Here is a 17,777-nt window from a genome sequence, read left to right on the forward strand (position 1 = left end):
GGAGGAAAGACATTGGATATTTTAAAAAATGTGGCAAGTGAGCTAAATTTTAATGAGTCACAAGTGGAAAATACAATAAAACTTTTTGATGAAGGGTCGACTGTGCCGTTTATTGCTCGTTATAGAAAAGAAGTTACGGGAAATTTGGACGAGGAGCAAATTAGAGATGTAATTGAGAAAGTTACTTATTACAGAAATCTAGAAAAGAGGAAAGAGGAAGTCTTAAGGCTTATAGAAGAGCAGGGGAAATTGACTGACAAGCTTAAAAGCAGCATAACTTGTGCAACAAAACTTCAGGAAGTGGAAGACCTTTATTTGCCTTACAAGAAAAAGAAAAAAACAAAGGCGGATATTGCAAAAGAGCAAGGATTAGAGCCTTTGACAGAATTTGCGTTGCTTTCGACAACTACTTTTGAAGAGTTACAAAAAGAAGCAGAAAAATATTTGAGTGAAGAAGTTGTATCGGTTGAAGATGCGATTAATGGAGTGCATTTGATTATTGCTCAAAATATTTCGGAAGATGTGAAAATAAGGGAATTTTTGAGAAATAAAATTTCAGAATTTGGAATTTTGACTTCAAAAGTTGTGGAAAAAAATAAAGAAAACGATGAAAAAGGGGTTTATCAGGATTACTATGAATATTCGGAGCTTATTAAAAAAGCGGCTTCTAATAGAATTTTGGCGATAAATCGTGGTGAAAAAGAAAAAATATTAAAAGTTGATATTGAAATTGACGAAAAAACTGAAAAATTTATAATGGACTTTATTTTGAATACTTTTGAAAATAAAAATTTAGTTGAATTTTTGAGTGAAGTTATAAAAGATTCGCTGGATAGACTGGCTTATCCGTCGATAAAAAACGAAGTGAGAAATATTTATACTGAAAAAGCTGAGGAAGAAGCGATTAATATTTTTTCTGAAAATTTAGAAAAACTTCTTTTACAGCCGCCTTTGAGTAAAAAAACATTGATGGGCCTTGATCCTGGTTACAGAACTGGTTGTAAATTGGTAATTATTAACAAAGATGGCTTTTATGAAACAAACGATGTACTTTTTCTGGTTGAAGAGATGCACAATTCAAAGCAGCTTGCAACCGCAAAGAAAAAAATCTTGGACTACATCAAAAAATACGATGTTGATATCATTGCAATTGGGAATGGAACCGCTTCTCGTGAAACTGAAAGTTTTGTGGCAGATGTTATAAAGGAAGCATCAAAACCTGTGTCATATTTGATTGTAAGCGAGGCGGGAGCTTCAGTTTATTCAGCTTCAAAAATTGCGATTGAGGAGTTTCCTGATTTGGATGTAACGGCTAGAGGAGCAATTTCGATTGCTAGAAGAATTCAGGATCCGATGGCTGAGCTTGTGAAGATAGATCCAAAATCAATTGGAGTCGGAATGTATCAGCACGATGTGAATCAGAAAAAATTGAATGAAACTTTGGAACAGACAATTGAGCATGTTGTAAATAATGTTGGAGTCAATATTAATACAGCTTCGTGGGCATTACTTAGTTTTGTATCTGGAATTAAGAAAAATGTAGCTAAAAATCTTGTGGATTATAGGCACGAAAATGGAGATTTTAAGGACAGAAAAGAGCTTAAGAAAGTAAAAGGCTTGGGAGCGAAGGCTTTTGAGCAGATGGCTGGATTTGTTGTTGTGCCTGATAGTGAAAATCCTCTGGATAATACGATTATTCACCCTGAGTCGTATCACGTTGCCGAAACTATTTTAAAAGAGGCTGGATGTAAAGCTAGTGATTTGAAGGATAATTTGAAAGAAGTTAGACAAAAATTGAAAAATGTTGATTTGAAAAAAATTATATCTGAAAATGAATTTGGGAATGAAACGGCAAAAGATGTATATGAGGCTCTTTTAAAGGATAGAAGAGATCCGCGTGATGAATTTGAAAAACCTCTTTTGAGATCAGATATTTTGAAGATGGATGATTTGCAAGAGGGAATGGTTTTGGAAGGAACTGTGAGAAATGTGGCAAAATTTGGGGCTTTTGTGGATATAGGACTAAAAGGGGATGCACTGCTTCATATTTCTGAAATAGCTGAGAAGTTTGTTTCAGATGCTACAAAGGAACTTTCTGTGGGACAGATTATTAAAGTTAAGATATTGTCACTGGATAAAGAGCGTGGAAGAGTGGGGCTTACGAGAAAAGGGTTATAAGAAAATTTAAGAAATATTAAAAAAAGTGCAAATATCGTAAAAACAAATTTTTTTAAAAAAATATTTGTACTTTTTTGAAAAATTTGATAATATATAAGTGAGAAATTTGGGTTATTAAAAAGTTATAAATATTATTTTAAATTAGAAATGTTTAGAAACTTGTGATTTCATTTATATCAAATAGTTAAGTCATTTTATCAAAAGATTATTATACTAAAAAAGTAATAGTTATCAAACAAATCTAATAAAGTATAACCTAAAAAATTAAAGAATTTTTAAAGAACTAAATTGATTTAAAAAATAAAATGTTTTATATGTTTTAATTTTTAAAAAAAATTTTTCTTTTTAAAACTTTTTTAAAAAAAATATAAAGAGAAGGAAGGTTCAGGAATGGAATTTTTAGTTGGATTAGTGCCAATAGTTGTATTTTTGATATTGCTGACATTTTTAAAAAAATCAGCAATGTTTAGTGCGTATGCCAGTTTAGTAGTGGCAATTATTTTAAATTTTGTTATGCCAGGGTGGAGAATGCCGATTCAAGGGGTTTTCGCTTCAATTATTGAAGGATTTGCGACAGCATGGATGCCTATAGGATTTGTAGTATTTGCAGCGCTATTTGCTTACGATTTATCAGTAAAAACTGGTAAAATTGAAACAATCAAATCAATGTTAGGAAGCATTTCAACAGATAAAAGAGCTCAAGCATTGATATTAGCTTGGGGATTTGGTGGATTTATAGAAGGTATTGCAGGATATGGGACAGCAGTTGCGATTCCAGCGGCAATTATGGTTTCATTAGGATTTACTCCGCTAAGTGCAGCTTTAATTTGTCTTATTGCAAACTCAACACCAACAGCGTTTGGAACAGTTGGACTGCCAGTTACAACAATGATTTCAAACTTTAAATTGAATGCTGGAGAAACAGCATTTTATACATCATTATTGTTGTTAGTTTTGACATGTATTATACCATTTATCTTGGTAATAATGGCTAATAAAGAAATTGATGGTGGAAAAAATGCAGCATTTGGAAGAGGAATTTTACCTGTAGTTATTGCTTCAATTATTGGTTATTTAACACAACCATTTATCGCAAAAGCAATGGGTGCTGAATTGCCAACAATTTTATCAAGTTTATTTGCAATGATCTTAATGATAGTTGCTACTAAAATCTTTATTAAAGAAGATGAAAGTGCAAAATCTAATAAAGGTCAAGCTATTACTGGAAAAGATGCATTTATGGCTTGGGTTCCATATATTTTAATGATAATCTTAATTATTGGAACAAGTCCAGTTGTAGAAGCTGTTCATAAAGCTTTAGAACCAACGACTACACATTTCAATTTTGCTTTGGGGCATGAAGCTACATGGTTTAAGGATAAAGGAGATCCGAGTGTAATATTCAAATGGATTTTAGCGCCAGCTGCACCATTATTTGTTGCAACTGTTATAGCAGGATTTATTCAAGGTGTAAAACCAAAAGTTATGGCTGAAACATTAAAAGAGACAATTTTAAGTAAATTACCTTCAGTTGTGGTAATTATGGGAATTGTGGCATTATCAGTAGTAATGAAACATAGTGGGATGATTGAAAGTATAGCAAAAGGATTTGCTGCAACAGGTAAATTCTTCCCAGTAATTTCGCCATTCTTAGGAACTATCGGTACATTCGTAACAGGAAGTGACTTGGCATCTAACTTGTTATTCGGTGGAGTTCAAGTAAATATAGCAGGATCAAACGAAGCATTGAAAGCATTGTATATCGCCGCTGGTACAGGTGGAGCGACAGGAGGAAAAATGATTTCTCCGCAAAATATTGCAATTGCCGCTTCAACAGTTGGATTAATGGGTAAAGAAGGAGATATGCTTAAATTCACTGTTAAATATTCAATAGCTTATGCAGCTGTTTTAGGTATTTTAACATTCATTGGAGCAGGAATGCTTCATTAAAAATTTAAAACTAAAAATTATGAAGTTTAAAAAAAGTAAATGCAATAGTTAATGAAAAGGAGAATACTGAAGTTAGAAAAATTTTGGTATCTCCTTATTTATTTAAAAAACTAGATTTTGCTGCCAAATAAAATATTATTTTATTTTTTAAACGGGATTTAGCGAGAGTTATTTAAAAATGTATAAAATTGTGATATAATAAAAGACATAAAAAAAGTAAAAAAAAATAATTTAAAATAAAAATAGGAGGAAGTAATGTCAGAAAACAACAATCCAGAAAAAGTGGATTATGCAAAAACGCTTAATTTGCCAAAGACGAGCTTTAAAATGAAAGCTAATTTGGCACAAAAAGAACCTTTAACATTAAGGGACTGGAAAAAAGCTGAAATTTATGAAAAATCACTGAATGAAGGGGCACCATTTTTTGTGTTACATGATGGACCTCCATATGCAAATGGAGATATTCACATTGGGCATGCATTAAATAAAATATTGAAGGATATTATCTTAAAATATAAAAGATTAAGAGGTTATAATGCACCATATATTCCAGGATGGGATACACATGGTCTTCCTATCGAGTGGAAAATAATGGAAGAACTTGGAGAAAAAGCAAAAAATATGACTCCATTGCAAATTAGACAAGAATGTAAAAAGTATGCACTAAAATGGGTGGAAAAACAAAAAGAAGGATTTAAAAGACTTGGAATTTTAGGAAACTGGGATAATCCTTATATCACTTTAAGACCTGAATATGAAGCAGAACAACTAAAAGTATTTAAAGAAATTTATGAAAATGGATATATTTATAAAGGGCTAAAACCAGTATACTGGTCACCAACTACTGAAACTGCACTTGCAGAAGCAGAAATTGAGTATAAAGATGTAACTTCTCATTCAATTTATGTGAAATTTGAAGGGGAAAAAGATTTGGCTGATAAATTAGGTGTGGATGAAGCAAGTATTTTAATTTGGACAACAACACCTTGGACATTACCAGCAAATTTGGGAGTATTTTTACACCCTGAATTTGATTACGGATTGTACAAAACTGAAAAAGGAAATTTGATTGTTGCAAAAGAATTAGCTGAAGATGTATTCAAAACATTGGACTTGTCGTATGAATTATTAAAAGAATTTAAAGGGACAGAATTGGAGTACACTCATTACAAGCATCCGTTCTTAGATAGAAAAGGATTAGTAATGAATGCTGATTATGTAACAGTAGATGCAGGTACAGGAGCAGTTCATACAGCGCCTGGGCACGGGGCAGATGACTATAATTATTCACTAAAATATAACATTGGAATTTTGTCGCCGGTAGATGATAAAGGGCAGATGACTAAAGAAGCTGGAAAATATGAAGGAATGTTTTATGCAAAAGCAAGTAAAGCGATTGTTGAAGACTTGACTGAAAGCGGACATATGTTGTACCACACAACTTTCGTTCACTCGTATCCACATGATTGGAGAAGTAAGAAGCCAGTTATTTTCAGAGCGACTGAACAATGGTTCATTAGCATTGACGAAAGTGATATTAGGGAAAATGCAATAAAGGCATTGGAAAATGTTGAATTTGTGCCATCTTGGGGTAAAAATAGAATTGGTTCAATGTTAGAAACTCGTCCAGACTGGACTATTTCAAGACAAAGAGTATGGGGAGTGCCAATACCATTATTTTATAACAGAGCGACTGATGAAGTTATTTATGAGCCAGAAATTATGGATAGAATAATTGAATTGGTTAAAAAAGAAGGAACTGATATTTGGTGGAAATACGAAGCCAAAGAAATTATCGGGGATGAACTTTTGGAAAAATATAACTTGAAAGATGTGGATATTAGAAAAGAAAGAAGTATAATGGATGTCTGGTTTGATTCTGGAGTTTCGCATAGAAGTGTGCTAGTGCCAAGAAACTTGCCAAGACCAGCAGATTTATATCTTGAAGGAAGTGACCAGCACAGAGGTTGGTTCCAGTCTTCATTATTGACATCAATCGCAAGTACAAAAGATGCACCTTACAAGAGAATCCTAACTCATGGATTCACAATGGATGGACAAGGAAGAAAAATGTCTAAATCACTTGGAAACACAATACTTCCAAAAGATATTACAGAAAAATATGGAGCAGATATTTTAAGATTGTGGGTATCTTCAGTAGATTATAGAGAAGATGTAAGAATTTCGGAAAATATTTTACAGCAAATGTCTGACGCATATAGAAGAATCAGAAATACAGCTAGATTTTTAATGGGTAACTTAAATGATTTTGATTATGCAAATGATAAAGTTGACTACAAGGATATGTTTGAAATTGACAAGTGGGCAATGCACAAACTGGAAGAATTGAAGGCTAAAACAACAGAATTTTACGATAAATACGAATTTTACAGTCTATTCCAGGAAATTACATATTTCTGCTCAATGGAAATGTCTTCATTCTATCTAGACATAGTAAAAGACAGACTTTACTGCGAAGGGACAACTTCAATTGAAAGAAGAAGCACACAGACTGTATTGACAGAAGTTCTGAAAGTGCTAGTAAGAATAATTGCCCCAGTATTGTCGTTTACGGCTGATGAAATCTGGGAAAGAATTCCAGAAACGCTAAAAGAAGAAGAAAGTGTGCATTTATCAAAATGGATTGAAGCAAGACCTGAATACTTAAATAAAGAATTAGCACAAAAATGGGATAAAATCGCACGTCTAAGAAGAGAAGTAAACAAAAAGTTGGAAGCAGAAAGACAAAATGGATTAATAGGGCATTCTCTTGATGCGAGAGTTCTTTTAAATATTGCTAATGATGAATATTCATTTATAAAAGATTACACAGAAAATGAAGTTTCTGACTTGTTTATCGTATCACAAGTTAAATTTGTAAGTGATAATTTAGCAGAAAGCGAAATCGAAGGAATTAACATCGCTGTGGAAAAAGCGTCTGGAGAAAAATGTGAAAGATGCTGGAAATACGATGAGGAAGTTGGACACAATCACAATCATCCAGATGTATGTCCAAGATGTGCAAGCGTTCTGGAAAAAATGTAACATAAAATTTATTTTGTAAAATAGGACTAAATATAGCTAAATAAAAATAACTTATTTAGTTCGTTTTTTACAAATATGTGTTAATAAAAAATGTGAGGAGAAAAAAATGCCTTATATAATTATTATTTTGGTTTTAGCTGCATTAGATCAGATTACAAAGCAGTCGATGTTCAATGTATCAGGTGGAGTGCAAGGTTTTTCTATACCAATAATAGATAAATTCTTTCACTTGACTTATGTTGAAAATCATGGCGGAGTTTTTGGTCTATTGCAAGGAAAAATCAATTTATTTACAATAGCAAGTGCAGTTCTAATTATATATGTAATCGCTGTAGAGTACAAAAACTTTAAGAATTACAGCAAATGGACAAAAATAGGAGTAGCAGTAATTGCCGCTGGAGCTACGGGAAATATGATTGACAGAATTCTTCGTGGATATGTAATTGACATGATAGATTTTCGAGGAATCTGGGCTTTCGTATTCAATGTAGCAGATATGTATGTACATATTGGTATTTATATTATTATAATTGATTATTTAGTGAAAAAATATTTGAAAAAAAATAGGTGATAATATATGTTTGGAGCGGTATATTTGGCAATGATGCTATTTTGGGTTTTAGTTGTGATTATTGCTGTTATGGCTATTATTATTTCGGTTTCTAAAAATAAGTTAAGAACAATATTTGGAATAGATATTGCGATATTGATTTTTACAGTTTTGTTTTTCTTTGTGTGGTTTCCAGTTAAGGAAAATACAGTTTTGAATTTAAAAAACGGATATTCAGTGAGTACAGAGTATAACGAAGCGATTCCAGAAGTGAACTATTATTTGTCAAATATAGGATATTTGGGGAAATTAGGAAAAATAAAAGGTAGCTGGGTAGGATATGTGTACAATGCCAACGAAGCGATTGCTGAAGTTTTTTATGTAAATGCAGATTTTGACTTAATGGAAGATGAAAAAAACAAACAGGAAGAAATGAAGGAAATTGATAAAAAATCAGGATATTTTATTATTAATTCAAAAGAACAGACACTGTATTTAACAGAAGAACAAGTAAAAGAAAAACTGAAAATAAAAAAAGTTAATCTGAAAAATCCCAAAAAAATTGTAAGAAAATATGGAGAAAAGAAAGAATTATCAACTTTCTATAAAATAGCAGAGGATTATTTTTTGCCAAAGAAAATAGGTGCTACAGCATTTAATGTTATCAAATACGTTATTATTTCACTGCTGATTTTAGTAGCAGTGTATTTAAAAAAACGTTTGAATAAGAAAAAATAGTAAAATATAGAGAAAGGATAGAGAAAAATGACTTTTCAGGAAATTATATTAACTCTTCAAAAGTTCTGGGGAGATAAAGGGTGTATAATATCAAATCCGTACGATATTGAAACAGGTGCGGGAACGTTTAATCCAGACACTTTTTTAATGTCGTTAGGTCCTGAGCCTTGGAATGTTGCCTATGTTGAGCCATCACGTCGTCCAAAAGATGGAAGATACGGTGAAAATCCCAACAGAGTGTATCAGCATCATCAGTTTCAGGTAATTATGAAACCATCGCCAGAAAATATTCAGGAACTTTACTTAGAAAGTTTAGTTGCATTAGGAATTAATCCTAAGGAACATGACATAAGATTTGTGGAAGACAACTGGGAAAGTCCTACACTTGGAGCGTGGGGATTAGGATGGGAAGTTTGGCTGGATGGAATGGAAATAACACAGTTTACATACTTCCAGCAAGTTGGAGGACTGGAAGTTGACATAGTTCCATCTGAAATAACTTACGGACTTGAAAGAATTGCACTTTATTTACAAAATAAGGACGATGTAAAAGATTTGGAATGGACAAAAGGCGTAAAATACGGAGAAAGAAGATTCCAGTTTGAATACGAATTATCAAAATACAGCTTTGAAGTAGCAGACGTTCCAATGCACTTCCAACTTTTTGATATGTACGAAAAGGAATCTAAAAATTGTCTAAACAACGATTTAGTATTCCCAGCTTATGAATATGTTCTAAAATGCTCACATACATTTAATAACCTTGATGCAAGAGGGGCAATTAGTACAACAGAAAGAATGTCTTATATTTTAAGAATTAGAGATTTGGCTAAGAAATGTGCAGAGAAATTTGTGGAGGCAAGGGAAAGATTGGGATTCCCATTGTTGAATAAAAAATAAATGGGGAATATTTTTTCAGTAAAACAAATATTTAATTACTAAAGAAAAATTTCTTAAAAAATGTAATATTATAGATATTATTTAGAGAAAAAATAGTTAAAAGAAAAATGTAAATTTGTAAAGGAGAGAATTAATTATGAATTTTCTTTTTGAAATAGGATTGGAAGAATTGCCTGCACGATATGTGGATCAGGCGGAAAAAGATCTGAAAAAAATAATAGAAAATGAATTGAAATCTGAAAGAATCAAGTTTTCAGAAATTGAATCGTTTAGTACACCTAGAAGAGTTACTGCGATTATAAAGGATTTGGCTGAAAAACAGGATGATTTGGATAAAAAAAGCGTAGGACCTTCGGTTGAGATTGCGTATAAGGATGGGCAGCTTACGAAAGCTGGAGAAGGGTTTGTGAAGTCGCAAGGTGCTACGATTGATGATATAAAAATTATTGAAAATGAAAAAGGAAAATATATTTCGATTGAAAAATTTATTGCAGGAAAAAATACTAAGGAGATTTTACCTGAAATATTGAAAAATGCGATAAAGAAAATAGAGTTTGAAAAGTCAATGAAATGGGCGGACAGAACATTCAGATTTGTAAGACCGATTAAATGGTTTGTAACTTTGCTTGATAATGGAGAAATTTTACCTTTTGAGTTTGAAGGTATAAAAGGTGGAAATAAGACTCGTGGAATGAGATATTTTGCTTCTCAGGACATTGAAATTAATAATCCGCTTGATTATGAAAAAATATTACTTGAAAATTTTGTTATTGTAGATGGTGAAAAAAGACGAGAAGAAATTTTGAAAAGCATAAAAGAAAATGGGGAAAAAGATGGAGATACTGCGATAATCAATAAATATTTATTGGATGAAGTAGTTAATGTAGTAGAATATCCTTATGCAATAAAGGGTGAATTTAACAAGGATTATTTGCAGCTTCCTGAAGATATTATAACAATTACATTGGAAACTCATCAAAGATATTTTCCAGTAAAAGATAAAGACGGAAAATTATCAAATAAATTTATTGTTATAAGAAATGCACCTGAATATTCGGAAACTGTAAAAAAAGGGAATGAAAAAGTTGTAGAGCCAAGACTTGCTGATGCAAAATTCTTTTTTGACGAGGATTTAAAAAATAAATTTGCAGATAATGTGGAAAAATTGAAAGAAGTTACTTTCCAGAAGGATATGGGAACGATTTTTGAAAAGGTTAAAAGAAGTGAAAAAATTGCTGAATATTTGATTTCAGAATTGAACTTGAATGACAAGAAGGAAAATATTATAAGAACAGTTGATTTGGCAAAAGCGGATCTTGTTTCAAATGTAATTGGAGAAAAAGAATTTACGAAATTACAAGGATTTATGGGTTCTGTTTATGCCCAAAAACAAGGTGAAGATAAAAATATAGCTCTTGGAATTTTTGAGCATTACTTGCCACGTTATCAAGGGGATAAATTACCTACAACTATGGAAGGTGCAATTACTGGAATCGCTGACAAGATGGATACAATTATTGGATGTTTCGCAGTTGGATTAAAACCAACAAGTTCTAAGGATCCTTATGCATTAAGACGTGCGACACAAGGAATTATCCAAGTTGTATTAAATTCAAAATTATCCTTTGACTACAAAAAATTGATTGAAAAGTCTTATGAAATTTTCTCAGCAGATAAGAAAGTTTTAGAAAAGAATGTTATAAAAGATGTAACAGAATTCTTTAAACAAAGAATGATTAATGTACTTTCTGAAAAATATAAAAAAGTTCTTATAAATTATGAAATAAATCTTGAAAGTAACATTGTGAAATTAGATAAAAAATTGGCTGAACTTTTAAAATTATCACAAACTGAAAATTTTGAAATTTTGATAAATCTTTTAAAACGTGTAAAAAATATTGTTAAAGATGAAAAAAGTGAAAATCTAAATGTTGACAATACATTATTTGGATCGGATGAAGAAAAAGCATTGTATAATTTTGTAAATCAATTGAAAAGTATTGAAAGTAAGGATTTTTTAAATTATATTGAAATGTTATTAAATAATGCCAACACAATTAACCAATTTTTTGATAATGTAATTATTAATGTTGATGATGAGAAGTTAAAAAATAATCGTGTTGCATTATTGAAAAAATTAGAATATTCTATTGATAAGATGATAAATATATAATTTAAATTTTTAGTAATTTACACAGAAATAACACTTTAAATTCAAACTAAAAAGTTATAACTATTCTAGTTAAACTTAAAGTTTATTTTGATTTTTTGAGATTTTTTAATTAATATATTAGAGTATATAAAAATAAAAAAAGTAAAAAAGATAAAAATTTCAAGATGACTAATAAGTCAATAAAATCAGGTTATTTTGCAGAAAAATGTACTAAATACAATGATTAAAGTGGAGTATTACTTAATTTTTTGTTGACTTTTTATAAAAAAAATGATACCATAACTTGTAAATAGGAAGTTTTAACTATAATAATAAATTAATTAGTTAAAACATTGATTTTTCTCTTAAAATGTTGTATAATCTAAAAGAGGATTAGGAGAAAAAAGTACTAATTTAGAAAAATTAGAGAAAAAAATAAAATTTAGGAGGAATTAAAATGAAAAAATTAGTTATTTTAGGAACAGCTTTATTGGCTTTAAATGCTGTAGCATCTGAAGTACAAGTTAAAGGTGGATATGATTTCTACAGAAAATTTAAAGCAGGATCAAGTGAATTTAGTGAAGATTATAATCTTAAACATGGACCAACACTTGGATTAGAATATATTGTTGATAACCAAGGTGAATTTGAATGGGGATTAGGAGCAGAATATAAATTATCATCTCACTCTGGGAAATTAATCAGAAAAGATGATAAAGCTAAATTAATGAGAAGTGTTCCAGTTTATGCATTAGGAAAATTTAACTTAATTACAACTAACAATGGAAATGATGCATTATACGTATTAGGAAGAGCAGGATATAATTTTGCTCATGAAGCTAAAAATGTAAATGGTAAAGTTAAAGGTGGATTATATACTGCAGCAGGAATTGGTACTGAATTTGGACCAGTTTCATTGGAAGCTATTTATGAAAGATCAGGTGCTAAAATTAAAACAACTGATGCTTTAGGTAATACTGAAAGAACAAGAAATAATATTGATTCGGTAGGAGTTAGATTAGGATATAGATTTGGACAATTGAAAAATGACAGATCACCTAAAATTATAACTCAAACAGTTACAGTACCTGTACCAACTCCAGTGCCTGCACCAGCTCCAGAACCAGCACCAATTGTTAAACCAAATACAGCAGTATTACCATTTAGTTGTTCAACTGAAGAAAAGAAATGTGTAATCAGAGGATTTAAAGTAGATGGTAGAGTACCTAACGAAGGTGAAGCTGCTGACTTGAGAACTATTGCAGGTGTAATTAACCAATTTGCTGATGGTGGATCAATTGATTTCATTGGACATACAGATTCAACTGGATCAGCTGCTTATAACCAAAAATTATCAGTAGCAAGAGCACAAAATGTAGCTAGATTGTTAAGAGATTATGGATTGAAAAATTCTATTTCTTACGGAACAATTACTGGTCAAGGAGAAAGCAACCCAGCTGATACTAATGATACAGTTCAAGGAAGATACAATAACAGAAGAGTTGAATTATTCTTCCAAAACGTTGACTTTAGTAACGTAAAATTCATTAATCAATAATCTTTAAGATAAAAGGTTTAGAAGTAAAAGCTTTTGGAGAGATATTTAATTATATCTCTCTTTTTTTAATTAATTTTTACTTAAAAAAAAGAAGAGTTTCATATTGATAATTGGATAAAATATAATATAATTCTGTTTTCTAATACTAAACCCATTTAAATAAAATATAATTTTTGTTTTTTAAATGGAGAATAGTATTAACTAATGATTATTGTTAATAAATATTTTTCTATCATAAAAAAATTTTCATCATTTGAAATAGCAGATTTGCTGTAACTATAAAAAAATTAATGAATAGACTTAATATTTAATATTTTTTTTACAGAAAAATATTAGTTAAATATTGATTTTTAATCTAATAAATGATATTATTTAAATAGGTTTTAAGAGTTTCAAATATATTTTGAGGTGGTGTTATGGATTTATCAAAAATTAAACTGGTTGTAATAATTCAATGTGAAATTGCAAAAAGACGTTGCAGCGGATATCATTGTAGCCAGTCGTTTTACGAGAGAAGTGGTGGATTTTTAAAATATCCAATGGAGCAGGATATGAGAGTCTTGATGTTCCAATGTGGAGGATGTAATGGGAAAGGAGTTAATTCACTTTTGTCAAATGTGAATAAATGTTTGAAAAAAGAAGGGAAGATTACGCCTGAAGAAGTGGCTATACACTTTGCTTCTTGTATTACGCTTGACAATCATCATTCTTCCAGATGTATGTTTTTAAATTATATGAAACAGCAAGTTTCTAAAACTCCATTTAGGGATTCAATTATTTTGGAAGACACCTGGCATTCTAAAACTGCTACTAGAAGACGTGCAGAAGGGATTTACAAAACAAATAAAAACTAGAAAAATCAGGAAAGGAAAGCTATGAAGGAAATTATTGTAGAGATAAAAAATGAACAGGGAATTCATGCACGACCATCAGGACAGATTGTCAATATTGCAAAAAAGTATAATGCTACTTTGGAAATAGAAAAGGTTTTGGAAAATGAGCGAGCAGAGAATAACAAAGGAAAAAATGAAAAAGTAGATGGTAAAAATGTATTTGGAGTTATGATGCTTGGAGCTGAAAAAGGAGAGAAATTAAAACTTAGGGCAATTTCAGAAAATGGGGAAAATCCAGAAGAAGAGGCTAAATTGCTGGAGGAGTTAAGACAATTAATAGAAATTAATAAATTTTTTGAATAAATATAAAGAAGGGAGAAGGGCTGGCTTTTGTAGGCAGTTCTGAAGTACAAAATGAACGAAAAAGAATTTGAGACATTATTAGAGGATTATTTACCTGAAGAAAAAAAATCTGGAGATGTAGTCGAAGGAATTATTACAAGAAAAGAAATGGATTATGGATTTCTTGATTTAAATGCAAAAAAAGAAGGAAGAATTTATGCTAGTGAAGTTAAAGACTTTGAAATTGGAGATAAAATTGAAGTGAAGGTTTTAAGGGAAGATGATGATAATATTATTGTTTCAAAATTTATGCTAGATAAGGCTAAAGAATTGGCATCATTTAATGTTGATGATATTGTAACAGGAGAAATTGTAAAAAAAATTAAAGGTGGATATACTGTAAAAATTGGAAAAAATGATGCATTTTTACCATTTTCTCTTGCTAGATTTGAAAAGGATAAGGACTATACTGGACAAAAATTCAAATTTATTATAAAGGAAAAAAATAAAAGTAATATAACTATTTCAAGAATTGATTTAATAAAAATTGAAGAGGAAAAATATTTTGAGAGTGTTAATGTTGGAGATGTAGTTACAGGAAAAGTTAAAGAAATATTTGATTTTGGAATTATTTTAGATTTAGGAGCTGCAAGTGGATTTATTCATATTTCTGAAATTTCTTGGGATCAAGTGGATAATTTACATGAAAGATATAAAATCGGAGATGAAGTAACTGCTAAAATTATTGAAAAGGATGTTGAAAAAAATAGATTAAAATTAAGTATAAAACAATTATCAGAAGATCCTTGGGTTGCATTTGAAAAAAGCCATAATGTTGGAGATGTGGTCGAGGCTGTTGTTAAAGGTATGCTTGATTTTGGGATAGTTGTAACTGTTGATGGAAATTCTGGGTTTGTACATGTTTCAGAGCTTGCTTGGCACAATGGATCTAAAGAATTGAAAAATTATAAAGTGGGAGATAAATTTCCTGCAAAAATTATTCAAATTGAAAATGAAAAGAAAAATGTTAAATTAAGTGTAAAACAACTTTCAGAAAATCCTTGGAATACAGTAAAGGAAAAATATCATATAGGAGATATTATTGAAAAACCAATAACAGAAGTATTTGATTTTGGATTATTAATCTCGCTTGAAAAGGATATTGACGGACTTTTACATGTTTCTGACTTGTCATATAAGAGAGAATCTAACCTAACTTCAAAATATAAAGCTGGAGATTTGATTAAATTTAAAATAGTTGACTTTAATGATGAAAAAAATAGAGTTACTTTGAGTGCAAAAGCACTGCTTGATGATAAATGGGATGTTCTTGAAGAAACTTATGACTTTGATAAATCATATAAGGGAAAAGTTATGAATGTTCAGGATTATGGAATTTTTGTTGAACTTGAAAAGGGAATAGAAGTATTTATTCACAAAAATGAATTTTCTTGGGATAAAAGAGAACATAAGGAATACAAAGTTGGCGATGAAGTTGCATTTAAAGTAATCGTAATTGACAAAATTGAAAAAAAATTATCTGGAAGTATTAAGCAATTGGAAAAATCGCCTTGGAAGGAAGTTACTGAAAAATATAAAAAGGGAAATATTATAAACACTGAAATTGTAGAAATTCAGGAAAATTTTGTGCTTGTTAAATTGACAGACAGATTTAATGGAATTATACCAAAAAGAGAATTGACAGAGGAATTTTTGAAGGATATTTCTGAAAAATTCTCAGTTGGAGATAAAGTTGAAGCTGTTATTACAGATATTAATGAAAAGAGAAAATCTATCGCATTGTCTATAAAAAAAGTTCAAGAAATGGAAGAAAAGAAAGAAATGGATGAACTTATGAAAGTTTATGGAGTTTAATTTTAGTAAATTATTGTATAATTTAAATATTATTTTACAAGAGGTTTGTAGTTCCCTTGCCATTTTTTAAACATATATAAAATATATAATTGAGTTAAAAAAATAAATTTTACATAATTTAAAAAAAGTGCTAAAATATAATAGTAAATATTAGAACATTGAAATTATATGGAGGTAAATTTAATGGCAGGTAAAACTGAATTTATGAAATACGCATATTTCAATAAAGAAATAGTGGAATTTGAAAAGGCGACAGTAAGTATTGCGACTCACAGTTTACAATATGGAACAACTTGTTTCGGTGGAGTTAGAGGATACTACAGAAATGGGAAAGTTGCAATTTTTAGATTGGAAGACCATTATAAAAGACTTATGACAGCTTCAAAAATGTTAGGTTTTGAATTTTTCATGGGATGGGATGAATTTAAAAATATCGTAACTGAATTAGTTAAAAAGAACGATATTAAAGAAGATTTTTACATGAGACCATTCATTTTCTGTAAAGAACCAAGATTATCACCAAAAAAAGCAGGACTTGATTTTGATTTAGCAATTTATATGTTACCTCTTGCAGATTATGTAAGCACAAAAGGCGGATTAAAATTAATGAGTTCAACTTATAGAAAATACAATGATTCGTCTATTCCAACTAAAGCAAAAGCAGGTGGTTCTTACATTAATTCATTCCTAGCAACAAGTGATGCACAAAGAAATGGTTATGATGATGCGTTAATGTTTGATGACACAGGAAATGTAGTAGAAGTTTCTGTTGCAAATATTGTATTAATTTACAGAGACCAAGTAATTATCCCTGATACAGGAAATGCAGCTCTTGAAGGAATCACAGTAAGATCAGCATTAGAATTATTGGAATACAATGGATATAAAGTTAATCGTGGAAAAATTGACCGTTCAATGGTATTCACAGCAGATGAGTTGTTGGTAACAGGAACAGCAATGAAAATCACTTATGCTGAATCATTAGACCAAAGACCAATCGGACAATTGGATTTCCATGCTGAACCAAAACCTGGTAAATTCTATGAATTGTTAAAAGGGGAATATGAAAAAGTTATTAATGGAGATCACGAATTATCTAAAGAATGGTTATTTGTTGTAGAATAAATTAATAAATTTTTTTAAATTTTTAGCTAAAATAAAAACAAATATTTTAAAACAAGGGATTTATCCATTTTTCAAAATAAAAAATAGAATAGAAGGGAATAAAAATACACTGAAAGTGTTAAAAAAAGCATTAAAGGTGTATTTTTTTATTTGTTAAATTACTATAAACCATCTTAATTATCTTGTAAAAATAAATTAGGCAAAAATAAGATTTGAGAAAAATAACCATAATTTTTGAAGATTGTTTTTAAAGAAATCTTTATTATAAACTTATTTTTTTTATTTCAAAAAAAACTTGTAATTGAGAGAAATTAGGAGTACAATACAATTGAAATAGGGAGAAAATAATAGTTTAAATAAATCTGAGTGATAATTGGAGATGGATAAAGAGAATATAATAATTATTGGGAAATTAAATAGTAATGTAAAATTTGGGAAGAGAGATGGTTGATTATAATCATCTCTCTTTTGAAATCATGAAGATTTTTTAAATTTAAAAAATTTTTAATTTTTTAGTTATTGACAAATCTA

12 protein-coding genes are annotated in these 17,777 nt (G+C 30.0%); all 12 read left to right on the top strand.

The window, feature by feature from the left end:
• The first annotated feature begins 12 nt into the window (after positions 1 to 12).
• The 12 genes from FVE73_RS01810 to FVE73_RS01865 all read left to right on the top strand — a co-directional run bounded on the left by FVE73_RS01810 (position 13) and on the right by FVE73_RS01865 (position 17,246).
• The gene (locus tag FVE73_RS01810; RefSeq protein WP_018499391.1) at positions 13 to 2,178 is read left to right on the top strand and encodes a Tex family protein; all 2,166 of its coding nucleotides are present in this window, start codon (positions 13 to 15) and stop codon (positions 2,176 to 2,178) included.
• A gap of 390 nt (positions 2,179 to 2,568) precedes the next feature.
• The gene (locus tag FVE73_RS01815; RefSeq protein ID WP_018499392.1) at positions 2,569 to 4,128 is read left to right on the top strand and encodes an L-lactate permease; all 1,560 of its coding nucleotides are present in this window, start codon (positions 2,569 to 2,571) and stop codon (positions 4,126 to 4,128) included.
• A gap of 255 nt (positions 4,129 to 4,383) precedes the next feature.
• The gene (ileS, locus tag FVE73_RS01820; RefSeq protein ID WP_018499393.1) at positions 4,384 to 7,173 is read left to right on the top strand and encodes an isoleucine--tRNA ligase; all 2,790 of its coding nucleotides are present in this window, start codon (positions 4,384 to 4,386) and stop codon (positions 7,171 to 7,173) included.
• A 73-nt stretch (positions 7,174 to 7,246) separates the two neighbouring features.
• On the top strand, positions 7,247 to 7,744 hold the full coding sequence (gene lspA / locus FVE73_RS01825) for a signal peptidase II (RefSeq protein WP_269473111.1): 498 nt from the start codon (positions 7,247 to 7,249) through the stop codon (positions 7,742 to 7,744).
• A 6-nt stretch (positions 7,745 to 7,750) separates the two neighbouring features.
• Positions 7,751 to 8,461, top strand: a complete 711-nt coding sequence (locus FVE73_RS01830) for a hypothetical protein (protein WP_018499395.1) — start codon at positions 7,751 to 7,753, stop codon at positions 8,459 to 8,461.
• Positions 8,462 to 8,488: 27 nt separating this feature from the next.
• Positions 8,489 to 9,361: a glycine--tRNA ligase subunit alpha gene (glyQ, locus tag FVE73_RS01835; protein ID WP_018499396.1), complete on the top strand. Its 873-nt coding sequence runs from the start codon at positions 8,489 to 8,491 to the stop codon at positions 9,359 to 9,361.
• Positions 9,362 to 9,497: 136 nt separating this feature from the next.
• Positions 9,498 to 11,534 (top strand): glycine--tRNA ligase subunit beta, encoded by a 2,037-nt coding sequence (glyS, locus tag FVE73_RS01840; RefSeq protein ID WP_018499397.1) that lies wholly within the window; start codon positions 9,498 to 9,500, stop codon positions 11,532 to 11,534.
• Between the two features lie 436 nt (positions 11,535 to 11,970).
• On the top strand, positions 11,971 to 13,071 hold the full coding sequence (locus tag FVE73_RS01845) for an OmpA family protein (RefSeq protein WP_018499398.1): 1,101 nt from the start codon (positions 11,971 to 11,973) through the stop codon (positions 13,069 to 13,071).
• A gap of 416 nt (positions 13,072 to 13,487) precedes the next feature.
• Complete coding sequence (locus tag FVE73_RS01850) at positions 13,488 to 13,925, top strand: CGGC domain-containing protein (RefSeq protein WP_018499399.1); 438 nt, start codon at positions 13,488 to 13,490, stop codon at positions 13,923 to 13,925.
• Positions 13,926 to 13,946: 21 nt separating this feature from the next.
• Positions 13,947 to 14,267, top strand: a complete 321-nt coding sequence (locus tag FVE73_RS01855) for an HPr family phosphocarrier protein (RefSeq protein WP_018499400.1) — start codon at positions 13,947 to 13,949, stop codon at positions 14,265 to 14,267.
• A gap of 51 nt (positions 14,268 to 14,318) precedes the next feature.
• A complete protein-coding gene (locus tag FVE73_RS01860; RefSeq protein ID WP_018499401.1) occupies positions 14,319 to 16,121 on the top strand; it encodes a S1 RNA-binding domain-containing protein in 1,803 nt (600 codons plus the stop codon).
• Positions 16,122 to 16,304: 183 nt separating this feature from the next.
• Positions 16,305 to 17,246 (top strand): aminotransferase class IV, encoded by a 942-nt coding sequence (locus FVE73_RS01865; RefSeq protein ID WP_018499402.1) that lies wholly within the window; start codon positions 16,305 to 16,307, stop codon positions 17,244 to 17,246.
• Positions 17,247 to 17,777: the final 531 nt, after the last annotated feature.

The organism is Leptotrichia wadei (assembly GCF_007990545.2).
GTDB classification, from domain to species: Bacteria; Fusobacteriota; Fusobacteriia; order Fusobacteriales; family Leptotrichiaceae; genus Leptotrichia; species Leptotrichia wadei.

Excerpts from the sequence above, each read along its gene's own strand:
- FVE73_RS01865 (WP_018499402.1), top strand. The coding sequence starts at position 16,305 with ATGGCAGGTAAAACTGAATTTATGAAATACGCATATTTCAATAAAGAA.
- FVE73_RS01815 (WP_018499392.1), top strand. The coding sequence starts at position 2,569 with ATGGAATTTTTAGTTGGATTAGTGCCAATAGTTGTATTTTTGATATTG.
- glyS (WP_018499397.1), top strand. The coding sequence starts at position 9,498 with ATGAATTTTCTTTTTGAAATAGGATTGGAAGAATTGCCTGCACGATAT.
- glyQ (WP_018499396.1), top strand. The coding sequence starts at position 8,489 with ATGACTTTTCAGGAAATTATATTAACTCTTCAAAAGTTCTGGGGAGAT.
- FVE73_RS01845 (WP_018499398.1), top strand. The coding sequence starts at position 11,971 with ATGAAAAAATTAGTTATTTTAGGAACAGCTTTATTGGCTTTAAATGCT.
- FVE73_RS01860 (WP_018499401.1), top strand. The coding sequence starts at position 14,319 with ATGAACGAAAAAGAATTTGAGACATTATTAGAGGATTATTTACCTGAA.
- FVE73_RS01830 (WP_018499395.1), top strand. The coding sequence starts at position 7,751 with ATGTTTGGAGCGGTATATTTGGCAATGATGCTATTTTGGGTTTTAGTT.
- ileS (WP_018499393.1), top strand. The coding sequence starts at position 4,384 with ATGTCAGAAAACAACAATCCAGAAAAAGTGGATTATGCAAAAACGCTT.
- FVE73_RS01855 (WP_018499400.1), top strand. The coding sequence starts at position 13,947 with ATGAAGGAAATTATTGTAGAGATAAAAAATGAACAGGGAATTCATGCA.
- FVE73_RS01850 (WP_018499399.1), top strand. The coding sequence starts at position 13,488 with ATGGATTTATCAAAAATTAAACTGGTTGTAATAATTCAATGTGAAATT.